The sequence below is a fragment of the Klebsiella sp. CN_Kp066 genome (assembly GCF_040065135.1).
Classification (GTDB): domain Bacteria; phylum Pseudomonadota; class Gammaproteobacteria; order Enterobacterales; family Enterobacteriaceae; genus Klebsiella; species Klebsiella oxytoca.
Genome location: NZ_JBEAIU010000005.1, coordinates 1 through 24,824, shown reverse-complemented (window position 1 = coordinate 24,824; position 24,824 = coordinate 1). Strand labels below are relative to the sequence as shown.

Below are 24,824 nucleotides of genomic sequence, written 5' to 3'. Positions count from 1 at the left end.
CGACGACCTTCGGGTTATGAGCCCGACGAGCTACCAGGCTGCTCCACCCCGCGTCCGTGGAAGCGCACTATACTCCGCTAACGTTTTGATGCAACCCTTTTTGGCAGAAATCATCAATTTTGTAAAAAATGGTGCATATAGAATCACTTCCAGCCTATTTTTTGCGCAAAATTGCCTTTGCGGTACCTAAGCGCATTTCATTAGCCCTGGGGGTTTGTTATCTTCATCACGCACCCGGGCTTAGCAGCATAAAGAAGAGATACCATGAAAGGACGTTGGGCAAAATATGCAGTAACAGGCGCAATGCTGGCAATGCTGGCCGCCTGTTCCTCAAAACCGACCGATCGCGGTCAGCAGTATAATGAAGGTAAACTCACCCAGCCGTTTTCATTGGTTAACCAACCTGATGCGGTAGGTTCGCCGATCAACGCCGGCGATTTCTCCGAGCAGGTGAGACAGATTCGTAGCGCCTCTCCGCGCCTCTATACCAGCCAGAGCAACGTCTACAATGCGGTTCAGGAGTGGCTGCGTTCCGGCGGCGATACCCGTACGCTGAGCCAGTTTGGTATCGACGCCTGGCAGATGCAGGGAACGGATAACTACGGTAACGTCCAGTTTACCGGCTACTACACGCCGGTGGTTCAGGCGCGCCATACTCGCCAGGGCGAGTTCCAGTATCCGATTTACCGGATGCCGCCGAAGCGCGGCAAGCTGCCGTCCCGCGCCAGCATCTACGCCGGGGCTCTGAGCGACAACTACATCCTGGCCTACAGCAACTCGCTGATGGATAACTTCATCATGGACGTGCAGGGCAGCGGCTACATTGATTTTGGCGACGGCTCGCCGCTGAACTTCTTTAGCTATGCCGGGAAAAACGGCTGGCCCTATTACAGCATCGGTAAAGTGCTGATCGACCGCGGGGAAGTAAAGCGCGAAGATATGTCGATGCAGGCAATTCGCGAATGGGGCGAAAAGCACAGCGAGGCGGAAGTCCGCGAGCTGCTGGAGCAGAACCCGTCGTTCGTCTTCTTTAAACCGCAGTCCTTCGCGCCGGTGAAAGGCGCCAGCGCGGTGCCGCTGATCGGTCGCGCGTCGGTGGCCTCCGACCGTTCCATTGTTCCTGCAGGCACCACGCTTCTGGCGGAGGTGCCGCTGCTGGATAATAACGGTAAGTTTAACGGCCAGTACGAGCTGCGTTTAATGGTGGCACTTGATGTTGGCGGGGCGATTAAAGGCCAGCACTTCGATATTTACCAGGGCATTGGCCCGGATGCCGGGCACCGTGCCGGCTGGTATAACCACTATGGCCGCGTATGGGTGCTGAAAAACGCCCCGGGCGCAGGCAACGTCTTTAGCGGCTAGTGCTCACATTTTCCCCGGTCGCGCTGCGCTTACCGGGGCTACGGTCGCCTGGATAAGCCATTGACGACGTAATCCGGGAATATTTCCCGGAGCGACGGCTGATTTTGTTGCCCGGGTAAGGCCCTTGCCTCGCGACCCGGGAATGTCCACTTATTTTGAGGTTATATGTCTGTTGTAATTAGCGATGCCTGGCGCCAGCGCTTTGGCGGCACGGCGCGTTTATATGGTGAAAAGGCGCTGCAATGTTTTGCCGACGCGCACGTCTGCGTGGTCGGCATCGGCGGCGTAGGCTCATGGGCGGCGGAAGCGCTGGCGAGAACCGGAATTGGCGCGATTACCCTCATCGATATGGATGATGTCTGCGTGACCAACACCAATCGCCAGATCCACGCCCTTGGCGGCAACGTAGGTCTGGCGAAAGCCGAGGTGATGGCGGAACGCATTCGCCTGATTAACCCCGAGTGCCGGGTGACGGTGGTGGACGATTTTATCACGCCGGAAAACGTCGCCGAGTATCTGGGCGTTGGCTTTAGCTATGTGATCGATGCCATCGACAGCGTGCGCCCGAAAGCGGCGTTAATCGCTTACTGTCGTCGCCATAAGGTGCCGCTGGTCACCACCGGCGGCGCGGGCGGACAAATCGATCCGACGCAAATCCAGGTCGCCGATCTGGCGAAAACCATCCAGGATCCGCTGGCGGCAAAGCTGCGTGAGCGTTTGAAGAGCCAGTTTGGGGTGGTGAAGAACAGCAAAGGTAAGCTCGGCGTGGATTGCGTGTTTTCCACCGAAGCGCTGGTTTATCCGCAGGCGGACGGCAGCGTTTGTGCGATGAAAAGCACCGCTGAGGGGCCGAAGCGAATGGATTGCGCATCCGGGTTTGGCGCCGCGACGATGGTGACCGCAACCTTTGGCTTTGTCGCCGTCTCCCATGCGCTGAAGAAAATGCTGGCGAAGGCGGAGCGGCAGACGGCGTAAATTCCCGAGACGCGGCGCAGGCACCTTACCCGGGCTACAAGACAATTCCCCGGAGGCGGTGCTGCGCACCTGTCCGGGCGACAAAACCGCACGAACCCGTAGCCCGGACAAGGCGCGTCAAGCGCCGCCCCCGGGATGAGCTTAAACCTCAACCTCGCGGGCGGCGGCGAGCACCGCCTCACTCAGGGCGTTGAGCCCCTGGCTGCGCGAGGCGCTCAGCTGGCCGCGCAGCCCCAGCGCATCAAATAGCGCCAGCGGATCCTGCGCCAGCAGATCAGCGGCGCTTTTGCCTTCAATGGCGGTCAACAGCACCGCCAGCATGCCGCGTACGATACGGCCTTCGCTATCGCCGAAGAAATGCAGCTTGCCGTCGACGTCAATGAAGTGTCCCAGCCAGACGCGGTTTTCACAACCGGCAATCTCTTTGGCCCGCGCTTTGAGGTCGTCCGGCAGCGCAGGGAGCTGCTTACCCAGTAAAATTAGCTGGCGGTATTTATCCTCCCACTGGCTGAGCGGGGTAAACGTCTGGAGAAGGGTCGCTTCGGTGACGCGGGTACCAAAAGGGTGAGAAGTCGTCATTAATCCACCAGTATTTCCAGAGCGCGGTCCACGGCGTGCACCAGCGCGTAAACATCGTCCTGCGTGTTATAAGGCGCGAATGAGGCCCGCAGGGTACCGCTGACGCCAAGCGCCGCCAGCAGCGGCTGAGCGCAGTGCTGACCGGCGCGCAGCGCAATCCCCGATTCCGCCAGCAGCGTCACCATATCGCTATGGTGAACGCCGTCAAAATCAAACGCCAGCAGGCTGGCGTCCTGGCAGCGGAACGAACGGAATCCCGGACGTTTCGCCAGCTCCTCTTCCGCCAGCGTCGCCAGCCCACGGCTCCAGTTTTCCGCCTGTGCGATATCCGTCTCGTCCAGCCACTCCAGCGCTGCGCTCAGGCCAATCACCCCGGCGATATTGGGCGTTCCCGCTTCGAAACGCCAGGGCGCAGGCTGGGTTTTAAAGCCGTCGAAAGTGACTTCGGCGATCATTTTACCGCCGCCGAGCCACGGCGACATTTTCGCCAGCCGTTCGCTTTTGCCATACAGCGCGCCGATGCCGGTCGGCCCGTAGAGCTTATGGCCCGAAAAAGCATAAAAGTCGATATCCAGCGTCTGAACGTCCGCCGGGAAATGCACCGCCCCCTGCGCGCCGTCGACCATTACCACCATCCCGGCATCGTGGGCCAGGCGAATCGCCTGCGCCAAATCCGGACAACCGCCGGTGACGTTGGACATCTGGCCAATCGCCAGCACCCGGCTGCGCGGCGTGATGAGCGCGCCAAGCGCGGCCACGTCCGGCAGGCGATCGGGAGCGATCGGTAGCTTCACTATCCTCGCGCCGGTTTGCTCTGCAACCATTAACCACGGCACCAGATTGGCATGATGTTCCGCTTCGCTGACGATAATCTCATCGCCGGGCTTCAGGCGCGGGCGCACGTAGCATTGCGCCACCATGTTAATGGCTTCAGTGGTGCCGCGCGTCCAGACGATATCCTGGCCGGAAGGGGCGTTGAGCAGCGCCGCCACGCGTTCGCGCGCGTTTTCATAGCGGTCGGTTAGCTGCCGGGCGGCAGCAAACTGGCTACGGTGGACGTTACCGCCGCTGAGGCGATAGAACTGGTCGCTGGCCTCAATGACCGCCAGCGGCTTGAGCGCCGTCGCTGCGCTATCAAGATAGACGCCAGCGTCGGCCAGCGCCGGAAACTGAGCGCGAAATTGGGCGGGGTTGAATGCGTTCATGAGACTCCTCGTATCGATACCAGGATCGTCGCGCAAATCAGCGGGTGATACAAGTTTTCTGCTAACTACTGGAATTTTCTGAATATGAATTCGCCGGCGTGAAAGATGGTTATGCTAAATAGTGTTGGGTTTGTGTTTTAACCTGGTACAGAACGAATCATAAACAGTATAAATAGTCGTAAGGAGAGAAAGATGAAAATGAATAAGACTGCCGCCATTATTTCTGCCTGTGTGCTGACCTTTGGCCTGAGCGCCTGTTCCTCTAACTACGTGATGCACACTAACGATGGGCGCACCATCGTCACCGACGGTAAACCGCAAACGGACAATGATACTGGCATGATTTCGTACAAAGATGCCTGGGGTAACAAGCAGCAGATTAACCGTTCTGACGTCAAACAGCTGGGCGAGCTGGATAACTGATTCAGGTATAGCAGGCAAAAAAAAGCACCGCGCAGTGCGGTGCTACATTAAATCACTATGGACAGACAGGGTAAATGTACAGGAAGTGAAAAGGGGTAGCTTCGCTACCATGGTCCGCAAACCCGGACCAATTGCAAACACAACAACACAACATCACAACCGTAAGCCAAAAGCTTGTTGGAACACGCATTCCAAAAAAAGCTCTTCGTTCCGGCTCAGGAAGTGCCGCCACTATAGGTATTTGCTGGTAGAAGCTCAACGGACAAATTATAATAGCTCAGATAAAAAAAACTAATAGGTTAACTGTTGTTTCCTATTTGTTAAATTGCCTTAACATCTAAGCCAGAATAACTATGTCCAAGCGTTTGCCACCTCTGAATGCATTACGTGTTTTTGATGCAGCCGCCCGCCACCTTAGCTTCACTCGCGCCGCCGATGAGCTTTTTGTGACGCAGGCCGCAGTCAGCCACCAAATCAAGTCCCTGGAGGATTTCCTCGGCCTCAAGCTGTTCCGTCGACGCAATCGTTCTCTTCTTTTAACGGAGGAGGGGCAGAGCTATTTTCAGGATATCAAAGAGATTTTTTCGCAGCTCACCGAAGCGACCCGCAAGCTTCAGGCCCGAAGCGCAAAAGGGGCCTTAACCGTCAGTATGCTCCCCAGTTTTGCCATCCAGTGGCTGGTGCCGAGGTTGACAAGCTTTAATTCAGCTTATCCGGGAATCGATGTCAGAATCCAGGCGGTGGACCGCCAGGAAGATAAGCTGGCCGACGATGTCGACGTGGCGATTTTTTATGGCCGCGGCAACTGGCCGGGGCTGCGCGTGGAAAAACTGTACGCCGAATATCTGCTTCCGGTATGTTCCCCGCTCTTACTTACCGGTGATAAAGCGTTGAAAACGCCTGCCGATCTGGCGCAACATACCCTGCTGCACGACGCTTCCCGCCGCGACTGGCAAACTTATACCCGTCAGCTGGGTCTAAACCATATCAATGTTCAACAGGGACCTATTTTTAGCCACAGCGCAATGGTGCTGCAGGCGGCAATCCATGGACAGGGGGTCGCGCTGGCCAACAATGTGATGGCGCAGTCCGAGATTGAGGCAGGCCGACTGGTCTGCCCGTTTAATGATGTTCTGGTCAGTAAGAATGCGTTTTATCTCGTTTGTCATGACAGTCAGGCAGAACTGGGTAAAATAGCCGCCTTCCGCCAGTGGATTCTGGCAAAAGCGGCTAATGAACAAGAAAAATTTCGCTTTCGTTATGAACAATAAATCATCGTAGGGTAAACACATGACCAGCCGTTTTATGCTGATATTCGCCGCGATAAGCGGTTTTATCTTTGTGGCTTTGGGCGCGTTTGGCGCGCACGTTTTAAGTAAAACGATGGGCGTTGCGGAAATGGGCTGGATCCACACCGGCCTGCAGTATCAGGCTTTCCATACGCTGGCTATTTTTGGCCTGGCGGTGGCGATGCAGCGCCGCATCAGCATCTGGTTTTACTGGAGCAGCGTCTTTATGGCGCTTGGTACCGTTCTTTTTAGCGGCAGCCTCTACTGCCTGGCGCTATCGCATTTACGCCTGTGGGCGTTCGTTACGCCGGTAGGGGGCGTCTGCTTCCTCGCCGGTTGGGTATTAATGTTAATTGGTGCAATTCGTCTGAAACGTAAGGGCGTTGTTCATGAATAAAGTTGTCCTCTATTGTCGCCCTGGGTTTGAGAAAGAGTGCGCAGCAGAAATTACCGATAAGGCCTCGCGCCTTGAAGTATTTGGTTTTGCCCGGGTCAAAGATGACTCCGGCTATGTGATTTTTGAGTGCTATCAGGCTGAAGATGGCGAAAAGCTGGTGCGCCAACTGCCGTTCAGCTCGCTGGTATTTGCCCGCCAGATGTTTGTGGTCGGCGAACTGCTGCGCGATCTGCCGCCGGAAGACCGGATTTCCCCGATCGTCGGTATGCTGCAGGGCGTCGTGGAAAAGGGCGGCGAGCTGCGCGTAGAGGTCGCCGATACCAACGAAAGCAAAGAGCTGATGAAGTTCTGCCGCAAGTTTACGGTACCGCTGCGCGCTGCGCTGCGCGAAGCGGGCGTGCTGACCAGCTATGAAACGACAAAACGTCCGGTGGTGCACGTTTTCTTTATCGCGCCGGGCTGCTGCTACACCGGCTATTCGTTGTCTAACAACAACTCACCGTTCTATATGGGCATTCCGCGCCTCAAGTTTCCGGCCGATGCGCCGAGCCGCTCGACTCTCAAGCTGGAAGAGGCGTTTCACGTCTTTATTCCGGCGGATGAGTGGGACGAGCGCCTGGCGAACGGTATGTACGCCGTGGATCTCGGCGCCTGCCCCGGCGGCTGGACCTATCAGCTGGTGAAACGCAATATGTGGGTCTCCTCGGTGGATAACGGCCCGATGGCGCAAAGCCTGATGGATACCGGCCAGGTGACCTGGCTGCGCGAAGATGGCTTCAAGTACCGCCCAACGCGCAACAACATCTCGTGGATGGTGTGCGATATGGTGGAGAAGCCGGCGAAAGTGGCTGCGCTGATGGCGCAGTGGCTGGTGAACGGCTGGTGCCGTGAAACCATCTTTAACCTTAAGCTGCCGATGAAAAAGCGCTATGAAGAGCTGTCGCGCAACCTGGCCTATATCCAGGAGCAGCTGGATGAGCACGGCATCAACGCGCAAATCCAGGCGCGCCAGCTGTATCACGATCGCGAAGAGGTGACGGTTCACGTTCGTCGCCTGTGGGCTGCCGTCGGCGGTCGCCGCGACGAACGCTAGTTTAGCCGCTTTTGTAGGCCGGATAAGGCACTAAGAGCCTATCCCATTAGGGCTATTTTGTTTGCCATTTTGAACCTGGGCAGTGCTCAGAATCCTCACGTACTACGTGTACGCTCCGGTTCTTCCGCGCTGTCCGTGTTCAAACTGACTGCACCAATAACGCCTATTGGGATAGGCTCTAAGCCGCTATCCGGCGCTGCAATAGCCGTTACGACTGCGACACGTCCGAAACAATATGCGTCACATCATCCAGATGGCCAATTCGGGCCTCCCCTGAACGATTAAACTTGCTCTTATCAATCAGCAAAAGCGATTGCGAGGCGCGCTTAAGCAGCAGCGATTTGAACTCGGCGTTGACCGTATTTGAATCCCAGAGCGCGCCGCCGCTGTCGATACCTTCGCAGGAAAAAATGAACAGATCGATCTCCAGCGATTTGAGCTGGGAGATAAGCGATGAACTCACGTAACAGCCGTATTTACGCTGAAGCGTCCCCCCGGAGCAGGTGAGCTGTATGTTCTCTCGCTTGCTCAGCTCCTGGCATATCGGCTGACTGTTGGTAAAAACGTGAAGGTTGAGATCAGGTAGCTGGCGAGCCAGGTACCAGCAGGTGGAACTGGCATCGAGGGCGATAACCATCCCTTCGTCTATCCAGGCCAGCGCCTCGCGGGCGATATCCGCTTTGTGCGCATAGTGGCTTTTTAAACGAATATGAAAAGGGTCGCCGCTGTCCTGGCTTTGCCGGTGAATGACTTTTGCCCGACCGTGGTTACGCAGTACTTTTCCCTGGGACTGAAGCTCGCTGAGATCGCGGCGGATGGTTTCTCTGCTGACGTTAAGCTGTAGCGATAAGGCTTCGGTGGTCAGACTATTATGGTTTATGAGCAGGTCTAGTATCGCTTGCTGTCGTGCCGCTTTCATTTTTCTCACCCTGGCGTTCGCTGAGCGCCCGCACCAGACGGGCGCTGCGGCATGAGATTACGGCGTTACTCCTTTTTTTAAAAGAATATTCCCGTACTTAGCGCGCTCACCTGTGATAACGATCGCAAAGGCTTTTTGCGCCCGCTCGTAGAAAGCAAAGCGGTCAATGCGGGCGATCTCAGGGCAGGGCGCGGCGGCGGAAAGCGCCTCGCGATAGCGCGTTTCGACCTGCGGGTCGAGGGTGTCGCCTTCCACGGCGGCCATCATCACCAACGGCGGAGCGTAGCTGTCTAACTCAAACAGCGGAATAATCGCCTGCAGCAGGTCGCTTACCCGCAGACCGTCGGCGCGAATGACCTGTGGACCCATGCTGTGCGCCGGGAAGTGGGCATCGGATAAGACGATCTCATCTCCGTGCCCCATTTCCGCCAGGACTTTCAGTAGCTCCGGCGATATTAACGGGGAAATCGTTTTTAGCATCTCATACTCCCTCAATCAGTTCGGGTTCGGTTTGCGGGTAAAAATAGCGATACTGATAGCTCACCTGCGCTCTGGCCTGTTCAGGGCTGTGGAATTCACCGACGCCGTACCAGCCAAACATGGCGGCGCCAGCCACGGTGGTTTCTGCGTCATCCAGTACTTTGACAGGCATATCGAGCGTATTGGCTTTGATCTGATTCCACAGCGCGTTGCGGCTGCCGCCGCCGACCAGCAGCAGTTCGCTGGCGTTAAAATGGCCGATTTTTTGTAGCGTTTGCAGGTTACGCGCCAGCTGTTCGGCTAATCCTTCCAGCGCGGCGCGATAGAAATGGCCGCGAGTGGTATTCAGCGTGACGCCCTGCCAGCCCGCATTCCGGCAGGAGAGCAGATCGCACTGCATCCTTACCCCCTCAGAACCGGCGGGAATGACGCGCGCTTCTTCAATCAGCGTGCGCCACGGCGTTTCTGGCGTCCACAGCAGCTGGCGTACCCACTCCAGCACGCCTGAAGCCAGCCACTGCATACCGGGGTTATAGCATCCCGGCTGGCTATCCAGTTCGCAGGTCGATCCCGCATAGTGGCTGAGCAGCGGCGTATTCACCTGAACGCTACGCACCATCAAAATTTCCCACGTACCGGAAGAGAGCACCGGTTCATCCAGCTCCGCGCCGGCGCCAAACAGCGCGAACTGGGTATCGTGCCCGGCGGAGATAACCGGGATCCCGGCGGGTAATCCCAGCATCTTCGCGGCATCGTTTTGCAGGGTACCAATCTGCTGGCCCGCCTCCACCAGCCGGGGAAACAGGCGGCGCGGCAATCCCGTCGCCTGCAGAATCTGCGCGCTGAAATCTCGCTGGTGGATATCCAGCATCTGGCTGGTACCCGCCATGGTGATATCGGTCGTGAATTCCCCGGTCAGGCGCTGGTTGATCAGCGAGGAGATGAATAGCCAGGCATGGGCCTGCTCCAGCAGCTGCGGGTGGTTTTCTTGCAGCCATATCAGCTTATAGAGGGTGTTAAAACCAAATGCGCCGACGCCGGCGATCTGCTGGAGCTGCTGCGCGGGCATAAAGCGGCCGATATTGTCCATCACCGCTGCGGTTCGCGGGCATTTCCAGCTGATGACCGGATAGAGCAGCTTGCCCTGTTCATCCACCAGCGCGCCGTCCACGCCGAAGGTGGTGACCGTGATGCCGCGAACCGTGCAGGATGAGAGCGCATCGCCAATCTGCCGACAGCACTCGGCGAAGCGTTGCAGGATGGCCTCCAGCGACCACTGGTGCCATGCGCTGTTCTCCACGGCGATATCGCTGGCGTTAGCCGTTGCGGCGCGGGCGATAATATTCCCCTGGCGATCAACGGCAATCGCCCTGACGTTGGTGGCGCCGCAGTCGAGAACCAGGATGACTTCATTCTTCATAATCTCTCCCGAGACGTTGCCGGATGGCGGCGTAAACGCCTCATCCAGCCTACGGAGACGTTATCATCCGTAGGCCGAATAAGCGCAGCGCCATCAGGCATTTTTAACGTTTGTACAGCGGGCCGTAGTTCTGGCAGGCGCGGTAATCCTGGCCTTCGCTATCCATCCCGTGCGCAGCCCAGCTGGACGGGCGGTAGATTTTCGCCTCTTCTACGTTATGCATGCATACCGGGATCCGCAGCATAGACGCCAGAGTGATAAAGTCGGCGCCAACGTGGCCGATGGTCAGCACGCCGTGGTTAGCGCCCCAGTTCGCCATCACCGAGTAGACGTCGGAGAACGGGCCCTTACCGGTCAGGCGCGGCGCAAACCAGGTGGTGGGCCAGGTGGAGTTGGTGCGGGCATCCAGCCGATCGTGCATCTCTTTCGGTAGTTCCACGCTCCAGCCTTCGGCGATTTGCAGAACCGGGCCAAGGCCTTTAATGATATTCACGCGAGTCATGGTAAAGGGCACGCCGCCTTCGGTCAGAAAGCGAGAGGAGAAGCCGCCGCCGCGGAAATATTCATGAATCGCCGGGCACCATTCGGTGGCGGCGAGGCAGGCGTCGGCCTCCTGCTGGCTGATTTCCCAGTGCGGCTTCATGGTTGGCTTGCCATCCGCATCGCGCTGTTTGCAGGCGCCGTCCAGCGCCGCCGAACCGGAGTTGATCAGATGGATAATGCCGTGTTCCGCCAGCCCGGTGAGCGGCTGGCCGGTGACGCGTTCTACCGCTTCCGGCGACCAGTAGGTACGCACGTCGGCAAACACCTGGGCGGTGCCGGTCAGCTGATGGCCCATCAGCATCGCCACGCCGTTGAGGCTGTCGTTTTCCGTGGCGACAACGAAGGGTTCGCGTACGCCATTCCAGTCGAACGAGCTGTTAAGCAGCGCTTCGGCGGTGTCGCCGTTAGGGTATTGATCGGTCCAGTGACGCTGGCCCTGGAAGCCTGCGGCAATGGCGTTGTAGCCCAGCGACTCTTCGACCAGTCCTTTTTCCGCCAGCTTCTTGTTGCCCTGCATCATGTCGCGAATGCACATCGCCATCAGCAGGCTCTCTTTGAGTACCGCGCGGCTCTGCTCGGCATTACGTTTATACTGCTGCGCGTTCTGGTCTTCGCCGTAGCGGAAGGTTTTATCCGCCCACGCCAGCGCCATTTCCAGCTCGCTTTCATCATAGATTTTCTGATCGATACGGCGGCGCAGTTCAGTCATATCCACCGCCTGGACCTTCATACCGAGCCAGGACTCGAAGAAGTTGTGATCGACGATAGAACCGGCGATTCCCATCGATACGCCGCCGACGGAAAGATAGCTTTTGCCCTTCATGCTGGCGACCGCTAAACCGGCGCGGGCAAAGCGCAGCAGTTTTTCTTCAACATCAGACGGAATGGAGGTGTCGTCGGCGTCCTGTACGTCGTGGCCGTATATGGAGAACGCCGGGATGCCCTTCTGGCTGTGGGCCGCCAGCGCTGCCGCAAGGTAAACCGCGCCTGGTCGTTCGGTGCCGTTAAAGCCCCAGATAGCTTTTGGCCGCATTGGGTCCATATCGATAGTTTCGCTGCCGTAGCACCAGCAGGGGGTGACGGTGATGGTGACGCCGACGTTCTGGCTGCTGAATTTCTCTTCGCAGGCGGCGGATTCCACCATCCCCGCAATGCAGCTATCGGCGATGACGCACTCGATCTGCGCGCCGCAGGCGTGGCGCAGCTTTTCCGTAATCAGCGCAGCGGTAGCCTTCGCCATATTCATGGTTTGCTCTTCCAGCGACTCGCGTACCCCCATGCGGCGTCCATCGATCACCGGGCGAATGCCAATTTTCGGTAAACTGATTTTTTTCATTCCAGATCCCTCACGTTATGCGGATAAATGTTTAGTTAGCTGCCGTTTGCGAACGGAAACGGGCAAAGATGAAGATGACGGCAAAGCACAGCGCCGGTACCAGCTCGGCGGTAGGGATGTTGCCGGCGGCGTCGCTGACAAAGCCCATAACCGGAGTGACGATGCCGCCACCAATAATGGTCATGACGATAAACGAGGAGCCGTATTTGGTGTCCTGCCCCAGATTCTTGATGCCCAGCGAGAAGATGGTCGGATACTGAATCGACATAAAGGCACTGCACAGCGTCAAGGCCAGCAGGCCCACATGGCCGCCGCTGAAAGCGGAGATCAGGCACAGGAGCATGGCGAGCAGGGCATAGGCCGCCAGCACTTTATGCGGCGCGAAGCGGCTGATGAGCCAGGTGCCGGAGAAACGGCCGATAAAGAAGCACACCATAGTGCCAGTCAGATAGTTGGCGGCGAAACCGGGCGTCATGCCGGGGATCTCTTCGATGGCGTAGCGAATCAGATAGCTCCAGCAGGCGGTTTGTGCGCCGACGTAGCAAAACTGCGCCAGCACCGCCCAGCGCCAGTGGCGAACGCGCACCAGGCGGGCAAGAGAAGCGGAGAAGGAACTCTGGTTGGCATCACTGTGGTCGTCGCTCTGCAGGGCCGGAAATTTGGTCAACATAATCAACAGAGCGACCAGTAAGACAACCGCGACGATGATCATATAGGGGGTTTGCACCGAGAGCACCAGGCTGTGCTTATAAGCGCTAAGCTGCTCCGGAGCCATTTTATCGAGTACATCCTGCGATTGATGCGGCACGTTAGACAAAATAAGGCTTTGCCCAAAGACCACCGCAATAATGGCGCCAAAAGAGTTAAAGGTCTGCGCCAGATTAAGCCGGAAGTGGCCGCCGCTTTCTGGCCCTAACACGGTAACAAAAGGATTTGCTGCAGTTTCTAAACAGCCTAACCCCGCCGCAATAATAAACAGGCCGATCAGGAATAAGGTATAATTCATGACCTCGGCGGCGGGCCAGAATAGCGCGGCGCCAAAAGCGTATAAGAATAGCCCGGTAATAATACCGGCTTTGTAACTGAGTTTTTTCATCAAGATCCCGGCCGGAATCGGAATAACAAAATAGCCAAAATAAAAAGCGGATTGAATCAAACCAGCCTGGAAGTTAGTTAAGGTAAAGGCTTGTTGAAATTGTGGTAATAAAATATCGTTAAGATTATTAGCGACCGCCCAAAGAAAAAATAGCGAGCACAGCAGGGCAAAGGGAATAATGTAGCGCTTGCTTTGCCCTGTCTCGACCGCATGAAAACTCTGCGTTTGTATCGTTGTGTTTCCCATAGCATCCTCATTGGTTCAGAAGCGTATTCAGCAGCCGGCTTTGCCCACCAGACCGCAAAAATCAGGTGAGTTCCTGTGACGAGAACGATGATGAAATAAACATCGCGGGATGAACTCATGAATTCATTTTCAAATAAAAAATGCCTTTTAATATGATGGCGGTCACACTAAGCATGCGGTGAGTGATTTTATGTGATTATCATCACTTTAATAATCAGGAAAACATGACCGTTTGAGAAAGATAATTCTAAAACCCACAGAACGAATGCCCGATTTAATTTATAATGTGGAAAACGGTCAGTTGTTAACATTATCGGTAAAATGACCGTTTTTAAATCTATTGATGATAACGGGCATTTTTTCACAACGTAAAAATGAGCAAACGGTTTTTTTAAGCTGAAATAAGTGAGGGGTATCACAGAACCAGTGGATGTAAATTCCTTTCTGATTATTCGGGATGATGATGGTGAGCAATTATTTGAGTTATTCAACAGCGTCGGCGCGCCATGCCCGGCGAGCGGTCTGTTGTCGTATTGCGCATTATTAAGAGAGGTAAAGAATGGAACGTAATAGACTGGCCCGGCAGATTATTGATACCTGCCTGGAGATGACCCGCCTGGGGTTAAATCAGGGGACGGCAGGCAACGTAAGCGTGCGGTACCAGGGGGGGATGCTGATCACACCAACCGGTATACCTTATGAAAAGCTGACGGAAGCGCACATTGTTTATATCGATGCCGAAGGTCAGCATGAACAGGGCAAACTGCCGTCCAGCGAGTGGCGTTTTCATATGGCGGCTTATCAGACGCGTCCTGATGCTCACGCGGTGGTGCATAATCATGCGGTTCACTGCACGGCGGTATCGATCCTCAATCGTCCCATTCCCGCCATTCACTATATGATTGCGGCGGCCGGTGGTAACTCCATTCCTTGCGCACCCTATGCCACTTTTGGTACTCGTGAGCTGTCTGAACACGTGGCCGTGGCGTTGAAAAATCGCAAAGCGACCCTGCTGCAGCACCATGGCCTGATCGCTTGTGAAGATAATCTGGAAAAGGCTCTGTGGCTGGCGCATGAAGTTGAGGTACTGGCGCAGCTCTACCTCAGCACCCTGGCCATCATCGATCCGGTTCCGGTGCTTGATGATGAGGCTATCGCCATCGTGCTGGAGAAATTCAAAACCTACGGATTGCGTATCGAAGAGTGATCTCGTAAGCGAACGTTTCTGCCGGCTGCGGTGTACAGATTCACCGCCGTCTGCGACTGGGTAACCCGGACAGATGCGCAGCATCGCCTCCGGGAAATTCAGCCACGGTGTACTTTGGTCCCGGGGGCGGCGCTTGACGCGCCTTGCCCGGGCTACAGGTACTCCGCCGTCTGCGGGCCGATAGTCCCCACCATTCACCGCCGTCTGCGACTGGGTAGCCCGGACAGATGCGCAGCATCGCCTCCGGGAAGCTGGACGCTCCGTAGCCTGATGCTATCGTGCCAGCCGCAGCTGCTGCAGGTTGCCATCCAGCTGTAAATCGGTTTGCAGGCGCGCGATTTCCCGGCAGGTGAAGGCCATCTCTTTGTGTTCTTCCAGCTTTTTACGCCACTTCTCCGGCACGTCCGCCAGCCGGGCGTAGATCCCTTCCAGATCCTGAAAATCGGTTAATAACTGGGCTGCGCTTTTGGGCCCAATGCCCGCCACGCCGGGAACCCTGGAGCTGCTGATGCCCGCCAGCCCCCAGTAGTCGGGTAGCTGCTCCGGCGTCACGCCGAACTCTTTGGCGATAAACGGCGCGTCGAGCCAGCGCTTCTGGAAATAGTCGCGGATGCGGATCGTCGGCGACAGTAGCTGGCAGTAGCCTTTGTCGGTTGAAACGATGGTCGCCTGGTGCCCGGCCTGCGCCACCTTAACCGCCAGAGTCGCGGCAAGATCGTCGGCTTCGCTGCCGCTGAGCGCCCAGCAACGAAACCCGCGCTGCTCAAATGCCGCCCGCAGCGCCGGCATTTCCGCCTCGAGGGTTTCCGGCATCGGCGCGCGCCCGGCTTTATAATCGGGCAGGCGCTGGTGCCGCCAGCCGTGGCCGCGATCTTCGTCATCAAATACCGCCACCACGTGGGTCGGCTGGCTGTGGAGCACCAGCTGCTCGAGGGCATGTAAGCAGGTATCGACGCAGGGTGAACCCTGCACCGCGTGGATGCGGCGAATCAGATTAAGTGCGTCGACGATGAGTAAATGAACGGCCACGATTCTCCCCTTAAAACCTGGCCCATCAGGCTATTTTATTTGCTGGTTTGACGCCGGGCAGTGTGCAAAAGCCTCACGTACTACCTCTACGCTCCGGCTTCTGCGCGCTCTTCGGGCCAAACTGTCTGCAACGATGATGCCTGGTGGGTTAGGCTCCTGTTCTCAATGCTTTTTAGGGTAACATCGCCGCGCCGATGAGGCTATTGGCGCCTGTAAAATCAGGAAGATGACTCGCAGTTTCCGGCTAATCGACGTGCATCAGCAGGCCGAGATCGCTATTGGTGGCTTCGCCGTACCACACGGCTTCGCGCACTGAAACCGGTTTGTTGATAAGCCCCAGCGCGTAAAACCGATCGGCGATACTTTGCTGGGCGCGAATCACTTTAAGGTCCATTGTGCGCGGGCGATGGCTGCGGCGCGCCAGGGCTCGGGTCAGAGAAGCGGCGTTAAGACCCAGCTCGGCGGAGAGCAGCTCCGCGGCTTTTTCCCGATGCTGGTCGATAAACTGCCCGGTCTGCGCCAGCTCGGCGAATAGCCGCTGCATAATATCGCTATTGCGGCTGGCGTAGTCGCGGCGCGACAGATAGAACTGATGGTTGTTGACGCGCCCCTCGCCGCTGGCTACTACCCGTAATTCGCCGCTATCTTCCGCGTCGCTAAGCAGCGGATCCCACATCATCCATGCGTCCACCGCCAGGTAGTCGCTGGCGGTCAGCGGATATTTCGGCGGAATATAGACCACTTTAACGTCGTTTAATCCCAGCCCAGCCTCTTCCAGAATATGCAGCAGCAGCCAGTGCACGTTCGAACCTTTATTCAGCGCGATACGCTTGCCGCGCAGGTCGGCAATGGTGCGAATGTCGCTGTGCTGTGGGACGACCATGGCCACGCTTTGCGGCGCGGGCGGTTCCCAGGCGACGTAGACTAGCTCGCTATTATTGGCCTGAGCGAAAACCGGCGGCGCTTCGCCGGTGGTGCCAAAGTCGATTTCATCGCAGGCCAGTGCGTGCAGGAGCTGCGGCCCGGCGGGAAACTCGCTCCACAGCACGCTGACGCCGCGGCTGGCAAAGGCTTTCTCCAGACTTTGCCGCGCCTTCAGAATGCCAAGATTGCCAAAACGCTGGAAGCCGATGCGCAGTTCCCGATCGCGAGAGACGTTGTTGACCGCCGCCCCGAAGAGGGGTTCCTGGCGACGGCGGCTTTTAATGATGCCAAAATTGGCCAGCTGCGTGCGCAGCGTGTGGCGGCTAATGCCGAGCAGCGCTGCGGCCTGGCTTTGGTTATCGTCGCATTGCGCCATCGCGCCGCGAATCAACGCCCCGGTGACCCTTTCCCACAGCGGCTCGCCCGGCAGGGAGAGTTGATGACGAATAAAGTCGTCCAGTTCGTTATCGCTTACCGCCGGAGAGGCGTCGCTTAGGGTGGTTAACCGGAGCTGAGCGGGGGCGATCTCCTCTTCTTTACTCAGCAATACCGCATTATGCAGAGTGTTCTCAAGTTCGCGAATATTGCCCGGCCAGGGGTACTCCATCAGCCTTGCCAGCGTCTCCGGGGCCAGACGACGAACCGGTCGACCCAGGCGGCGGGCGTAGAGCGTAAGGAAATGGTCCGCCAGAACGGGAATATCCTGGCGGCGCTGGCGCAGCGGCGGCAGCGGGACGATGGCGATATTCAGGCGATAGTAGAGGTCTTCGCGGAAACGACGCTCGCGGATAGCCTGCATCAGGTCTACGTGGGTGGCGGCGATCACCCGGACATCGACCTTAATCGCTTTACGCGAGCCGACGCGGGTAATTTCGCGTTCCTGCAGGACGCGCAAGAGCTTCACCTGGAGCGCCAGGCTAAGTTCGCCGATTTCATCCAGCAGCAGCGTGCCGCCGTCTGCCGCTTCAAACCAGCCGGGATGGCTTTGCACCGCGCCGGTAAACGCGCCTTTTTCATGGCCGAACAGCTCCGCTTCCGCCAGGCTTTCGCTGAGCGCGCCGCAGTTAACGGCGAGAAACGGCCGCTGACGACGCGGACTATGGTGATGCAGATAGCGGGCGACAACCTCTTTACCAGTACCGGTTTCGCCGACGATCAGCACGGTCGCTTCGGTGGGGGCCAGTTTATCCAGCAGGCTCTGAAAGGCTTTTGACGCCGGATCGATGAGCGCGGGCGTGGCGGCAGGGGTTTGCGGATTCAGCATGGGTGACCTCCGGTATGTGATGTCCTGAACTTATCCTGTGCCGGAGACGGAAACCAGAGGGCAAACCTGTCGTGCTGCTGCAAAGGCGGCAGCCTGAACGCATTGGCTGCTGCATTTGCGACAGCGTTATAAAACTAACTTTTATTTAACTCCATGATTTAAATATGTAAATTTTTTATTCACCATTGGCATGATTATCGCTAACACTCATATAACCAAATTAAAAGATCTCTTCGATAAATATCGGATATGGTTATATAGGAAATGGATAATGACGCAAAAAACCGACGATAAAATCAATGTGTTCTGGTTTCTGCCTACCCACGGCGATGGCCGCTATCTGGGTACCGCAGAAGGCGGCCGCCCGGTTGACCTGCCTTACCTGCAGCAGGTGGCGCTGGCGGCCGACAGTCTCGGCTACTACGGGGTGCTGATCCCGACGGGGAAAAGCTGTGAAGACTCATGGCTGGTGGCATCGGCCCTGGCGCCGCTGACCCGCCGCCTGCGCTATCTGGTGGCCGTTCGTCCTGGCCTGCAGCCGCCAACGCTGGCGGCGAGAATGGCGGCGACGCTCGATCGCCTGTCGGGCGGCCGGCTGCTGATTAACGTCGTTACCGGTGGCGATCCGGTGGAGAACAAAGGCGACGGCATTTTCCTCAGCCACGGCGAACGCTATCAGGTGACCCGCGAATTTCTCGACGTCTACTCGCGCCTGCTGCAAGGTGAAAAGGTGGACTATCGCGGTGAGCATATCCACGTGGAAGGCGCTGAAGTGCTGTTTCCACCGGTGCAGGAAAACGGCCCGCCGCTCTACTTTGGCGGATCGTCCGAGGAAGCCATCGACGTCGCCGCCGATCAAATTGATACCTACCTGACCTGGGGCGAGCCGCCGGCGCTGGTGGCCGAAAAGCTGGCTGTGGTGCGCGAGCGCGCCGCCGCCCGGGGCCGTACGCTGCAGTACGGGATTCGTTTGCACGTGATTGTTCGCGAAACCGAAGAAGAGGCGTGGGCCGCCGCCGATCGGCTGATTTCTCATCTTGACGACGAGACTATCGCCCAGGCGCAGAAAATTTTTGCCCGTATGGACTCTACCGGCCAGGCGCGAATGAGTTCGCTGCATAAAGGATCGCGCGACAATCTGCGTATTGCCCCGAATCTGTGGGCGGGCGTGGGGCTGGTGCGCGGCGGGGCCGGAACGGCGCTGGTTGGCAATCCGCAGCAGGTAGCAGAACGCATCCGTGAATATCAGGCGCTCGGTATCACCAACTTTATCTTCTCCGGCTATCCGCATCTGGAAGAGGCCCATCGCTTTGCCGACCTGGTCATGCCGTTATTGCCGCTGGCAGGCCATGAGCAGCCGAAGGCGCGTAGCGTCAATACCGGCCCGTTCGGCGAAACTATCGGCGGCGATAAACGTCCGGTGAAACAGGTGAGCGCAAGCTGAGGGGGACCGTATGTTGCACAGGTTTCTGAAGGCGGTGGGCTATGCAAACTGAACCGCACGTGGTGATTGTCGGCGGCGGATTTAGCGGCGCGGCGGTGGCGATTCATCTCCTGCGCCTGGCGCCGGTTGGCGTGCGGGTCACGCTGCTGGAGCCGCGCGAGGTGCCCGGCGCGGGCGTGGCCTACTCCACGACCGAACCGAGCCACAGAATCAACGTTCCCGCCGCGCGAATGCAGCTTGCCGGTGAAGAGGAGGGCGCGTTCGATCGCTGGTACCGCAGCCAGCCTGCTTTTGCAGAAGATCCGCAGGCGCTGCTGGAGGATGGCGCGGTTTATCCGCAGCGCGGTCAGTTTGGCCGCTACGTCGCCCAGCGTTTCGCCGAGGAGGCGCGCGCCAGCGCAGGGCGGCTGACGCATCTGCGCGAACAGGCGCTGAGCATTCATCATGGCGAGGTCGTTACCGACAGCGGTCGGCGGCTATCGGCCGATCTACTGGTGCTGGCCATTAGCCATCCGCCCCCCTCTCTGCCGACGCTGACGATGCCGTTTGCGACTCATCCGGCGCTCATTGCTAATCCCTGGCGAGCGGGCGTGCTGGAAGCTATCGCACCGGAAGCGAGCGTCGCGATCGTGGGCACCGGCCTGACGATGGCGGATACCGTTGCCACCCTGACGCGGCTGGGCCATCGGGGGCCGATAACCGCATTTTCACGCCGCGGGCTGCTGTCCCGCAGCAACCTGAGCGGCAGCGGTGACCCCTGGCCTGGCGAATACGATCGCGGATCGCTGCGCCAGCGGCTGCGGCAGATCCGCGAGGATATCGCTCGCGCGGAGCAGCAGGGGCTGGCCTGGCAGGTGGTGATGGACGCGGTACGTAATCAGGGACAACGCATCTGGCAGGGGCTGACGGTCGCCGATCGCCAGCGCTTCTTGCGTCATTTGCGCAGCTACTGGGACGTTCACCGCTACCGTATCGCTCCGCAGGTCGCCGGGGTCCTTGAGCAGCGCCAGCGCGACGGCAGCCTGCGGGTGCTGGCGGCCCGGCTGACGGCGCTGGAAGGCGATGCGCAAAGGCTGACGTTAACCCTGGCGCTCCGGTACGGTGAAGCACTGCGGGTGAGCGCTGACCACGTTATTTTAACCACCGGCCCGGCGCACGGGGCGCTGACCGATAGCCAGCCGCTGCTGCGCCAGCTAAGCCAGGATGGGCTGATTCGCGCCGACGCGTTCGGCCTCGGCCTGGACGTCGATCTTCGCTCGCGGGCCATTGGCCGGGAAGGGCAAGCTAATCCCAAACTACTGGTTTCTGGCCCTGCCGCGCGGGCCCGCTTCGGAGAGCTGATGGGGCTACCGCAGGTGGCTGACCATGCCGCTGACGTGGCCGCCGAAGCGCTGCAGACTCTGGGCGTCAAACAATCCGTCCGATGTCCGGCGTTCTGAACGCCTTTTATCCCCTGATTCCCTTAACTGATTATGCGCGCGGCCCGACAGCGGGGCGCGCCGTGGAGAAGCGCTATGTCATCACAACGTGAAATTCGCCTGAACGCTTTTGATATGAACTGCGTCGGCCATCAGTCGCCGGGGCTGTGGGCCCATCCGCGCGACCGCTCCTGGCAGTATAAAGATCTCGAGTATTGGGTCGACCTGGCGCGTCTGCTGGAGCGCGGCAAGTTTGACGGGCTGTTTATCGCCGATGTGCTGGGCGTCTATGATGTGCTGAACGGCAACGGCGATGCGGCGATCCGCCAGGCGGCGCAGGTGCCCGTCAACGATCCGCTGGCGCTGATTACGCCGATGGCGCTGGTGACGGAGCATCTGGGATTCGGCCTGACCGCTTCGCTCTCCTTTGAACATCCCTATCCGTTCGCCCGCCGTCTTTCGACCCTCGACCATCTGACGAAGGGGCGGGTGGGCTGGAATATCGTGACCTCCTATCTGGAGAGCGGGGCGCGGAACATTGGGCAAAAAGCGCAGACCGACCATGACGCCCGCTACGACTACGCCGATGAATACCTGGAGGTGGTCTATAAACTGCTGGAAGGCAGCTGGGAAGACGGCGCGGTGCTGCGCGACAGGGAGCGCAAGATCTTCAGCGATCCGCGAAAAATTCATCCGATCAACCATCAGGGGAACTTCTTCTCGGTACCGGGGATCCACCTTTGTGAGCCGTCGCCGCAGCGTACGCCGGTGCTCTATCAGGCGGGCGCCTCCAGCCGCGGCAAGCAGTTCGCCGCCGGCCACGCGGAGTGCGTATTTGTCGGCGCGCCGTCGAAGGTACTGCTGAAAAAGACGGTGGCGGATATTCGCCGTCGCGCCGAGGAAGCCGGGCGCGATCCGCGCAGCATCCTGATCTTCAATATGCAGACGGTCATCGTCGGCGAAACCGACCGTGAAGCCCAGGCTAAATGGCAGGAGTATAAACCGTACGTCAGCTACGAAGGGGCGCTGGCGCTGCTCTCCGGCTGGACCGGTATCGACCTTGGCCAGTATCAGCCGGACCAGGTGCTGGAGTATCTGCATACCAATGCGATTCAGTCGATGGTGGAGGCGTTTTCCACTGCCGATCCGAACAGCCAGTGGACCGTGCAGAAGCTGGCGGACTGGGCGGGAATTGGCGGCTTCGGGCCGCTGGTGGTCGGCAGTCCACAGACGGTCGCCGATGAGCTGCAGTCCTGGGTCGAAGAGACCGACGTCGATGGGTTTAATCTCGCCTATGCGGTGACCCACGAAACCTTCCGCGACGTGGTGGATTTACTGGTCCCGGAGCTGCAAAAGCGCGGCGTGTTTAAGCAGGAGTATCGCGAAGGAACCCTGCGCGAGAAGCTGTTCGGCGCCGGCCCGCGGCTGGCTGCACCGCATCCGGGCGCAGGCTATCGCCACGGCGCGCGGGTGGCGGTCGGGAGCGAAGAGAAGGTGAGTTAATTTTGCTGGTCCCCCTCTCCCCGAAGGGCGGGGGCCTGAACTGTGGGGCGGTAGGTTTTTCCCGGAGGCGGCGCTTGACGCGCCTGTCCGGGCTACGGGTCCACCGATGTCTGCGGATCGATAGCCCGGGTAAGGCGCTGGCGCCGGACCCGGGAAGGGAAAGCTTACTGCTTATCCAGCGACCAGGTCGCGCTGCGGACGTCCACCTTCACCGGTAGCAGACCGATGCGGGTGAAAGTGTCCGCCAGCGCCTGCTGCTCGTTATAGACTGCAGGCGTCATCCGTTCGGCGCCATAGGGCAGGCGCGCCAGCGTCTTCAGCCAGATAGCCTTATCCAGCCCGGTAGAAGCCGAGAGGATCCCGGCGGCATCGTCCTGATGGCTGTTGGCCCATTCGCTCAGTTTACCCAGTTCATCGACCACCTGCTTCGCGGTTTCAGGATAAGCGTCGGCAAATTTGCGGCTGGCCAGGTAGAAGGTATAGTGCGGTACCAGCCCTTCGGCATTGCGGATCTGTCGGGCTTTGGCGTTTGTTTCCACCTCGGCGAGGAACGGATCCCAGATAACCCATGCGTCAATCGCGCCGCGCTGGAAGGCGGCGCGGGCGTCGGCAGGCGGCAAATAGACCGGAGTGATATCTTTATAGCTTAATCCGGCTTTCTCCAGCGCAGCTACCAGCAGGTAGTTTACGTCGGAGCCTTTGTTAAGCCCCACGCGCTTGCCCTTAAGGTCAGCCACGCTCTTAATCGCCGAGTTTTCCGCCACTACGATGGCCTCGGTTTTTGGATTCGCCGGCGAGTGGGCTAAGTAGACCAGATCTGCCTGCGCCGCCTGGGCAAAGGCTGGCGGCGCATCGCCGGTTGCGGCGAGGTCGATGCTGCCGACGTTTAGCCCTTCCAGCATTTGCGGCCCGGCGGGGAATTCAATCCAGCGCACGGCGATGCCCTGCTTTTTAAACGTTTCATCGAGGGTGCCGCGATATTTCAGCAGCGCGAAGATATTGGCTTTCTGATAGCCGATATTGACGGTTTCCGGCGTTTTCGCCAGCGCGGAAGCGGATACGCCAGCCAGCATGAGCAGCAGCGCCGGACGAGACAGTCTGAGCATGATTTGTTCTCCTTGAGCGGTTTACCGTAAGGTAACAAATCGTCTTTATAACTAATAAATAACTAAATTATCATTTATATAACATAAATGAAGGGGGAGGGCAGGGGAAGGAAACCCGGCATGCCGCAGCATACCGGGAGGGGGCGTTAATCGCAGGCGACAATCTTCATGGCCAGGCCGCCGCGTGAGGTTTCACGATATTTGGCATTCATATCTTTGCCCGTTTCGTACATGGTCTCGATGACTTTATCGAGGCACACCCGCGGCTCGCTGGTGCGGCGCAGCGCCATGCGCGCGGCGTTGACCGCTTTAACCGCAGCGATAGCGTTACGCTCGATGCACGGCACCTGTACCTGACCGGCGACCGGGTCGCAGGTCAGACCGAGGTTGTGCTCCATACCGATTTCGGCGGCGATGCACACCTGGCCCGGGCTGCCGCCCAGCAGTTCCGCCAGTCCGGCCGCCGCCATCGAACAGGCAACGCCGACTTCGCCCTGGCAGCCCACTTCGGCGCCGGAAATCGAGGCGTTCATCTTATAAAGTGAGCCAATGGCGCTGGCGACCAGCATATAGCGCGCCAGCGAGTTGGCGTTCACTTTGCGGATAAATTTGTCGTAGTAGGCCAGTACCGCGGGCACGATGCCGCAGGCGCCGTTGGTTGGTGCGGTCACGACGCGTCCGCCGGCGGCGTTCTCTTCGTTAACCGCCAGGGCGAACATATTAATCCAGTCAACAACCGCCATCGGGTCGCTGCTGGTGTTGTCCTGGCTTACCAGCATCCGGCGCAGCGCGGCGGCGCGGCGGGGAACCCGCAGCTTGCCCGGCAGAACGCCCTCGGTGGTGATGCCGCGCTCAATGCCGCTGCTCATCACTTCCCAGACGGCGGCAAAGTGCTGTTCCAGCGCTTCTTTACTGTGCAGTGCCAGCTCGTTTTGCATCATCAGACCGGAAAGCGACAGCCCGCTTTCACGGCAGTGGCGCTGGAGGTCGGCGGCGTTTTTATATGGAAAAGGTACGGCGACCGGCGCTTCGCGGGTGACGCCGAAATGCGCTTCGTCGACGATAAACCCGCCGCCGATGGAGTAGTACGTCTGGCTGTAGAGAACCTGGTCGCCGGCGAGGGCGGTAATTCGCATGCCGTTCTCATGCAGCGACAGATTGTCGGCATGGAAATTCATGCACTGATCGACCGGGAACGCCACTTCCTGCTGGCCGTTTGCCAGCATCAGGCGGCCATGGGTGTTGACGTCCTGGATAAAACTGGGGATAGCGTCAATGTCGACGGTATCCGGCAGGTTGCCCGCCAGGCCCATAATAATCGCGATGTCGGTATGGTGGCCTTTACCGGTCAGGGAAAGGGAGCCGTAGACATCGACGATGACTTTGGTCACCTCGGAGAGCAGCCCGCGCTCAATAAGATCGTCCGTGAATTGTTTGCCCGCTTTCATCGGTCCAACGGTGTGGGAGCTGGAAGGGCCAATGCCGATTTTAAAAATATCGAATACGCTGATCATGATGCATCCAGTGCTGTCGGGGAGCGCCCCCGTCAGGCGGCGCGGGGATATT

The 24,824-nt window shown here is 58.5% G+C and carries 21 protein-coding genes; 10 read left to right on the top strand and 11 right to left on the bottom strand.

The features are described from left to right. Positions 1-264 precede the first annotated feature (264 nt). Positions 265-1,362 (top strand): murein transglycosylase A, encoded by a 1,098-nt coding sequence (gene mltA / locus ABLV75_RS02550; RefSeq protein WP_004105083.1) that lies wholly within the window; start codon positions 265-267, stop codon positions 1,360-1,362. Between the two features lie 165 nt (positions 1,363-1,527). Then, a complete protein-coding gene (tcdA, locus tag ABLV75_RS02545; protein WP_004105082.1) occupies positions 1,528-2,337 on the top strand; it encodes a tRNA cyclic N6-threonylcarbamoyladenosine(37) synthase TcdA in 810 nt (269 codons plus the stop codon). Positions 2,338-2,478: 141 nt separating this feature from the next. Here the strand turns inward: tcdA and csdE are convergent, their stop codons facing one another. Beyond that, positions 2,479-2,916: a cysteine desulfurase sulfur acceptor subunit CsdE gene (csdE, locus tag ABLV75_RS02540; RefSeq protein ID WP_004105080.1), complete on the bottom strand. Its 438-nt coding sequence runs from the start codon at positions 2,914-2,916 to the stop codon at positions 2,479-2,481. Next, entirely contained in the window at positions 2,916-4,121 is a 1,206-nt protein-coding gene (csdA, locus tag ABLV75_RS02535) for a cysteine desulfurase CsdA (RefSeq protein WP_004105078.1), read from the bottom strand. The genes csdE and csdA overlap by 1 nt, the downstream gene beginning before the upstream one ends. A 198-nt stretch (positions 4,122-4,319) precedes the next feature. On the opposite strand from csdA, the gene ABLV75_RS02530 reads away from it, so the two are divergent. The 4 genes from ABLV75_RS02530 to rlmM all read left to right on the top strand — a co-directional run bounded on the left by ABLV75_RS02530 (position 4,320) and on the right by rlmM (position 7,323). Continuing rightward, entirely contained in the window at positions 4,320-4,544 is a 225-nt protein-coding gene (locus ABLV75_RS02530; RefSeq protein ID WP_024274638.1) for a YgdI/YgdR family lipoprotein, read from the top strand. Between the two features lie 353 nt (positions 4,545-4,897). Next, complete coding sequence (gene gcvA / locus ABLV75_RS02525; protein ID WP_004114967.1) at positions 4,898-5,815, top strand: glycine cleavage system transcriptional regulator GcvA; 918 nt, start codon at positions 4,898-4,900, stop codon at positions 5,813-5,815. Positions 5,816-5,834: 19 nt separating this feature from the next. Further along, positions 5,835-6,230 carry a DUF423 domain-containing protein gene (locus ABLV75_RS02520; protein ID WP_004105073.1) on the top strand — a complete coding sequence of 132 codons (396 nt, stop codon included), beginning with the start codon at positions 5,835-5,837 and terminating at the stop codon, positions 6,228-6,230. Further along, positions 6,223-7,323, top strand: a complete 1,101-nt coding sequence (rlmM, locus tag ABLV75_RS02515; RefSeq protein WP_004105072.1) for a 23S rRNA (cytidine(2498)-2'-O)-methyltransferase RlmM — start codon at positions 6,223-6,225, stop codon at positions 7,321-7,323. Before ABLV75_RS02520 ends, rlmM begins: the two co-directional genes overlap by 8 nt. Before the next feature lie 208 nt (positions 7,324-7,531). Here rlmM and fucR read toward each other — a convergent pair whose 3' ends face one another. The 5 genes from fucR to fucP form a co-directional block, all read right to left on the bottom strand. Continuing rightward, entirely contained in the window at positions 7,532-8,242 is a 711-nt protein-coding gene (fucR, locus tag ABLV75_RS02510; RefSeq protein WP_004105071.1) for an L-fucose operon activator, read from the bottom strand. Between the two features lie 57 nt (positions 8,243-8,299). After that, positions 8,300-8,722: an L-fucose mutarotase gene (gene fucU / locus ABLV75_RS02505; RefSeq protein ID WP_004105070.1), complete on the bottom strand. Its 423-nt coding sequence runs from the start codon at positions 8,720-8,722 to the stop codon at positions 8,300-8,302. Between the two features lies 1 nt (position 8,723). Then, on the bottom strand, positions 8,724-10,142 hold the full coding sequence (gene fucK / locus ABLV75_RS02500) for an L-fuculokinase (RefSeq protein ID WP_004105067.1): 1,419 nt from the start codon (positions 10,140-10,142) through the stop codon (positions 8,724-8,726). A gap of 103 nt (positions 10,143-10,245) precedes the next feature. After that, the gene (gene fucI / locus ABLV75_RS02495; protein ID WP_004105065.1) at positions 10,246-12,021 is read right to left on the bottom strand and encodes an L-fucose isomerase; all 1,776 of its coding nucleotides are present in this window, start codon (positions 12,019-12,021) and stop codon (positions 10,246-10,248) included. A 31-nt stretch (positions 12,022-12,052) separates the two neighbouring features. Further along, positions 12,053-13,363 (bottom strand): L-fucose:H+ symporter permease, encoded by a 1,311-nt coding sequence (fucP, locus tag ABLV75_RS02490; RefSeq protein WP_004105064.1) that lies wholly within the window; start codon positions 13,361-13,363, stop codon positions 12,053-12,055. Positions 13,364-13,922: 559 nt separating this feature from the next. On the opposite strand from fucP, the gene fucA reads away from it, so the two are divergent. Then, positions 13,923-14,570 (top strand): L-fuculose-phosphate aldolase, encoded by a 648-nt coding sequence (fucA, locus tag ABLV75_RS02485; protein ID WP_004105063.1) that lies wholly within the window; start codon positions 13,923-13,925, stop codon positions 14,568-14,570. Between the two features lie 273 nt (positions 14,571-14,843). On the opposite strand, the gene xni is transcribed toward fucA, so the two are convergent. Both xni and ABLV75_RS02475 read right to left on the bottom strand, forming a co-directional pair. Beyond that, positions 14,844-15,599, bottom strand: a complete 756-nt coding sequence (gene xni / locus ABLV75_RS02480) for a flap endonuclease Xni (protein ID WP_004105061.1) — start codon at positions 15,597-15,599, stop codon at positions 14,844-14,846. Positions 15,600-15,843: 244 nt separating this feature from the next. Continuing rightward, a complete protein-coding gene (locus ABLV75_RS02475) occupies positions 15,844-17,787 on the bottom strand; it encodes a sigma-54-dependent Fis family transcriptional regulator (RefSeq protein WP_004105059.1) in 1,944 nt (647 codons plus the stop codon). Positions 17,788-18,058: 271 nt separating this feature from the next. Between ABLV75_RS02475 and ssuD the strand changes: the two genes are divergently transcribed. The 3 genes from ssuD to ABLV75_RS02460 all read left to right on the top strand — a co-directional run bounded on the left by ssuD (position 18,059) and on the right by ABLV75_RS02460 (position 22,152). Next, positions 18,059-19,231, top strand: a complete 1,173-nt coding sequence (gene ssuD / locus ABLV75_RS02470) for an FMNH2-dependent alkanesulfonate monooxygenase (RefSeq protein WP_004105057.1) — start codon at positions 18,059-18,061, stop codon at positions 19,229-19,231. Between the two features lie 41 nt (positions 19,232-19,272). Next, the gene (locus ABLV75_RS02465) at positions 19,273-20,670 is read left to right on the top strand and encodes an FAD/NAD(P)-binding protein (protein WP_004105055.1); all 1,398 of its coding nucleotides are present in this window, start codon (positions 19,273-19,275) and stop codon (positions 20,668-20,670) included. A 75-nt stretch (positions 20,671-20,745) separates the two neighbouring features. Next, positions 20,746-22,152, top strand: a complete 1,407-nt coding sequence (locus tag ABLV75_RS02460) for an LLM class flavin-dependent oxidoreductase (RefSeq protein WP_004105053.1) — start codon at positions 20,746-20,748, stop codon at positions 22,150-22,152. A 164-nt stretch (positions 22,153-22,316) separates the two neighbouring features. On the opposite strand, the gene ABLV75_RS02455 is transcribed toward ABLV75_RS02460, so the two are convergent. Continuing rightward, positions 22,317-23,258 (bottom strand): aliphatic sulfonate ABC transporter substrate-binding protein, encoded by a 942-nt coding sequence (locus ABLV75_RS02455; RefSeq protein WP_004105052.1) that lies wholly within the window; start codon positions 23,256-23,258, stop codon positions 22,317-22,319. 146 nt (positions 23,259-23,404) lie between these two features. Continuing rightward, complete coding sequence (locus ABLV75_RS02450; protein WP_004105050.1) at positions 23,405-24,772, bottom strand: L-serine ammonia-lyase; 1,368 nt, start codon at positions 24,770-24,772, stop codon at positions 23,405-23,407. Positions 24,773-24,824: the final 52 nt, after the last annotated feature.

Bases quoted from the DNA above. Each gene is read 5' to 3' on its own strand.
- mltA (WP_004105083.1), top strand. From the start codon at position 265: ATGAAAGGACGTTGGGCAAAATATGCAGTAACAGGCGCAATGCTGGCA.
- tcdA (WP_004105082.1), top strand. From the start codon at position 1,528: ATGTCTGTTGTAATTAGCGATGCCTGGCGCCAGCGCTTTGGCGGCACG.
- csdE (WP_004105080.1), bottom strand. From the start codon at position 2,916: ATGACGACTTCTCACCCTTTTGGTACCCGCGTCACCGAAGCGACCCTT.
- csdA (WP_004105078.1), bottom strand. From the start codon at position 4,121: ATGAACGCATTCAACCCCGCCCAATTTCGCGCTCAGTTTCCGGCGCTG.
- ABLV75_RS02530 (WP_024274638.1), top strand. From the start codon at position 4,320: ATGAATAAGACTGCCGCCATTATTTCTGCCTGTGTGCTGACCTTTGGC.
- gcvA (WP_004114967.1), top strand. From the start codon at position 4,898: ATGTCCAAGCGTTTGCCACCTCTGAATGCATTACGTGTTTTTGATGCA.
- ABLV75_RS02520 (WP_004105073.1), top strand. From the start codon at position 5,835: ATGACCAGCCGTTTTATGCTGATATTCGCCGCGATAAGCGGTTTTATC.
- rlmM (WP_004105072.1), top strand. From the start codon at position 6,223: ATGAATAAAGTTGTCCTCTATTGTCGCCCTGGGTTTGAGAAAGAGTGC.
- fucR (WP_004105071.1), bottom strand. From the start codon at position 8,242: ATGAAAGCGGCACGACAGCAAGCGATACTAGACCTGCTCATAAACCAT.
- fucU (WP_004105070.1), bottom strand. From the start codon at position 8,722: ATGCTAAAAACGATTTCCCCGTTAATATCGCCGGAGCTACTGAAAGTC.
- fucK (WP_004105067.1), bottom strand. From the start codon at position 10,142: ATGAAGAATGAAGTCATCCTGGTTCTCGACTGCGGCGCCACCAACGTC.
- fucI (WP_004105065.1), bottom strand. From the start codon at position 12,021: ATGAAAAAAATCAGTTTACCGAAAATTGGCATTCGCCCGGTGATCGAT.
- fucP (WP_004105064.1), bottom strand. From the start codon at position 13,363: ATGGGAAACACAACGATACAAACGCAGAGTTTTCATGCGGTCGAGACA.
- fucA (WP_004105063.1), top strand. From the start codon at position 13,923: ATGGAACGTAATAGACTGGCCCGGCAGATTATTGATACCTGCCTGGAG.
- ABLV75_RS02475 (WP_004105059.1), bottom strand. From the start codon at position 17,787: ATGCTGAATCCGCAAACCCCTGCCGCCACGCCCGCGCTCATCGATCCG.
- ssuD (WP_004105057.1), top strand. From the start codon at position 18,059: ATGACGCAAAAAACCGACGATAAAATCAATGTGTTCTGGTTTCTGCCT.
- ABLV75_RS02465 (WP_004105055.1), top strand. From the start codon at position 19,273: ATGCAAACTGAACCGCACGTGGTGATTGTCGGCGGCGGATTTAGCGGC.
- ABLV75_RS02460 (WP_004105053.1), top strand. From the start codon at position 20,746: ATGTCATCACAACGTGAAATTCGCCTGAACGCTTTTGATATGAACTGC.
- ABLV75_RS02455 (WP_004105052.1), bottom strand. From the start codon at position 23,258: ATGCTCAGACTGTCTCGTCCGGCGCTGCTGCTCATGCTGGCTGGCGTA.
- ABLV75_RS02450 (WP_004105050.1), bottom strand. From the start codon at position 24,772: ATGATCAGCGTATTCGATATTTTTAAAATCGGCATTGGCCCTTCCAGC.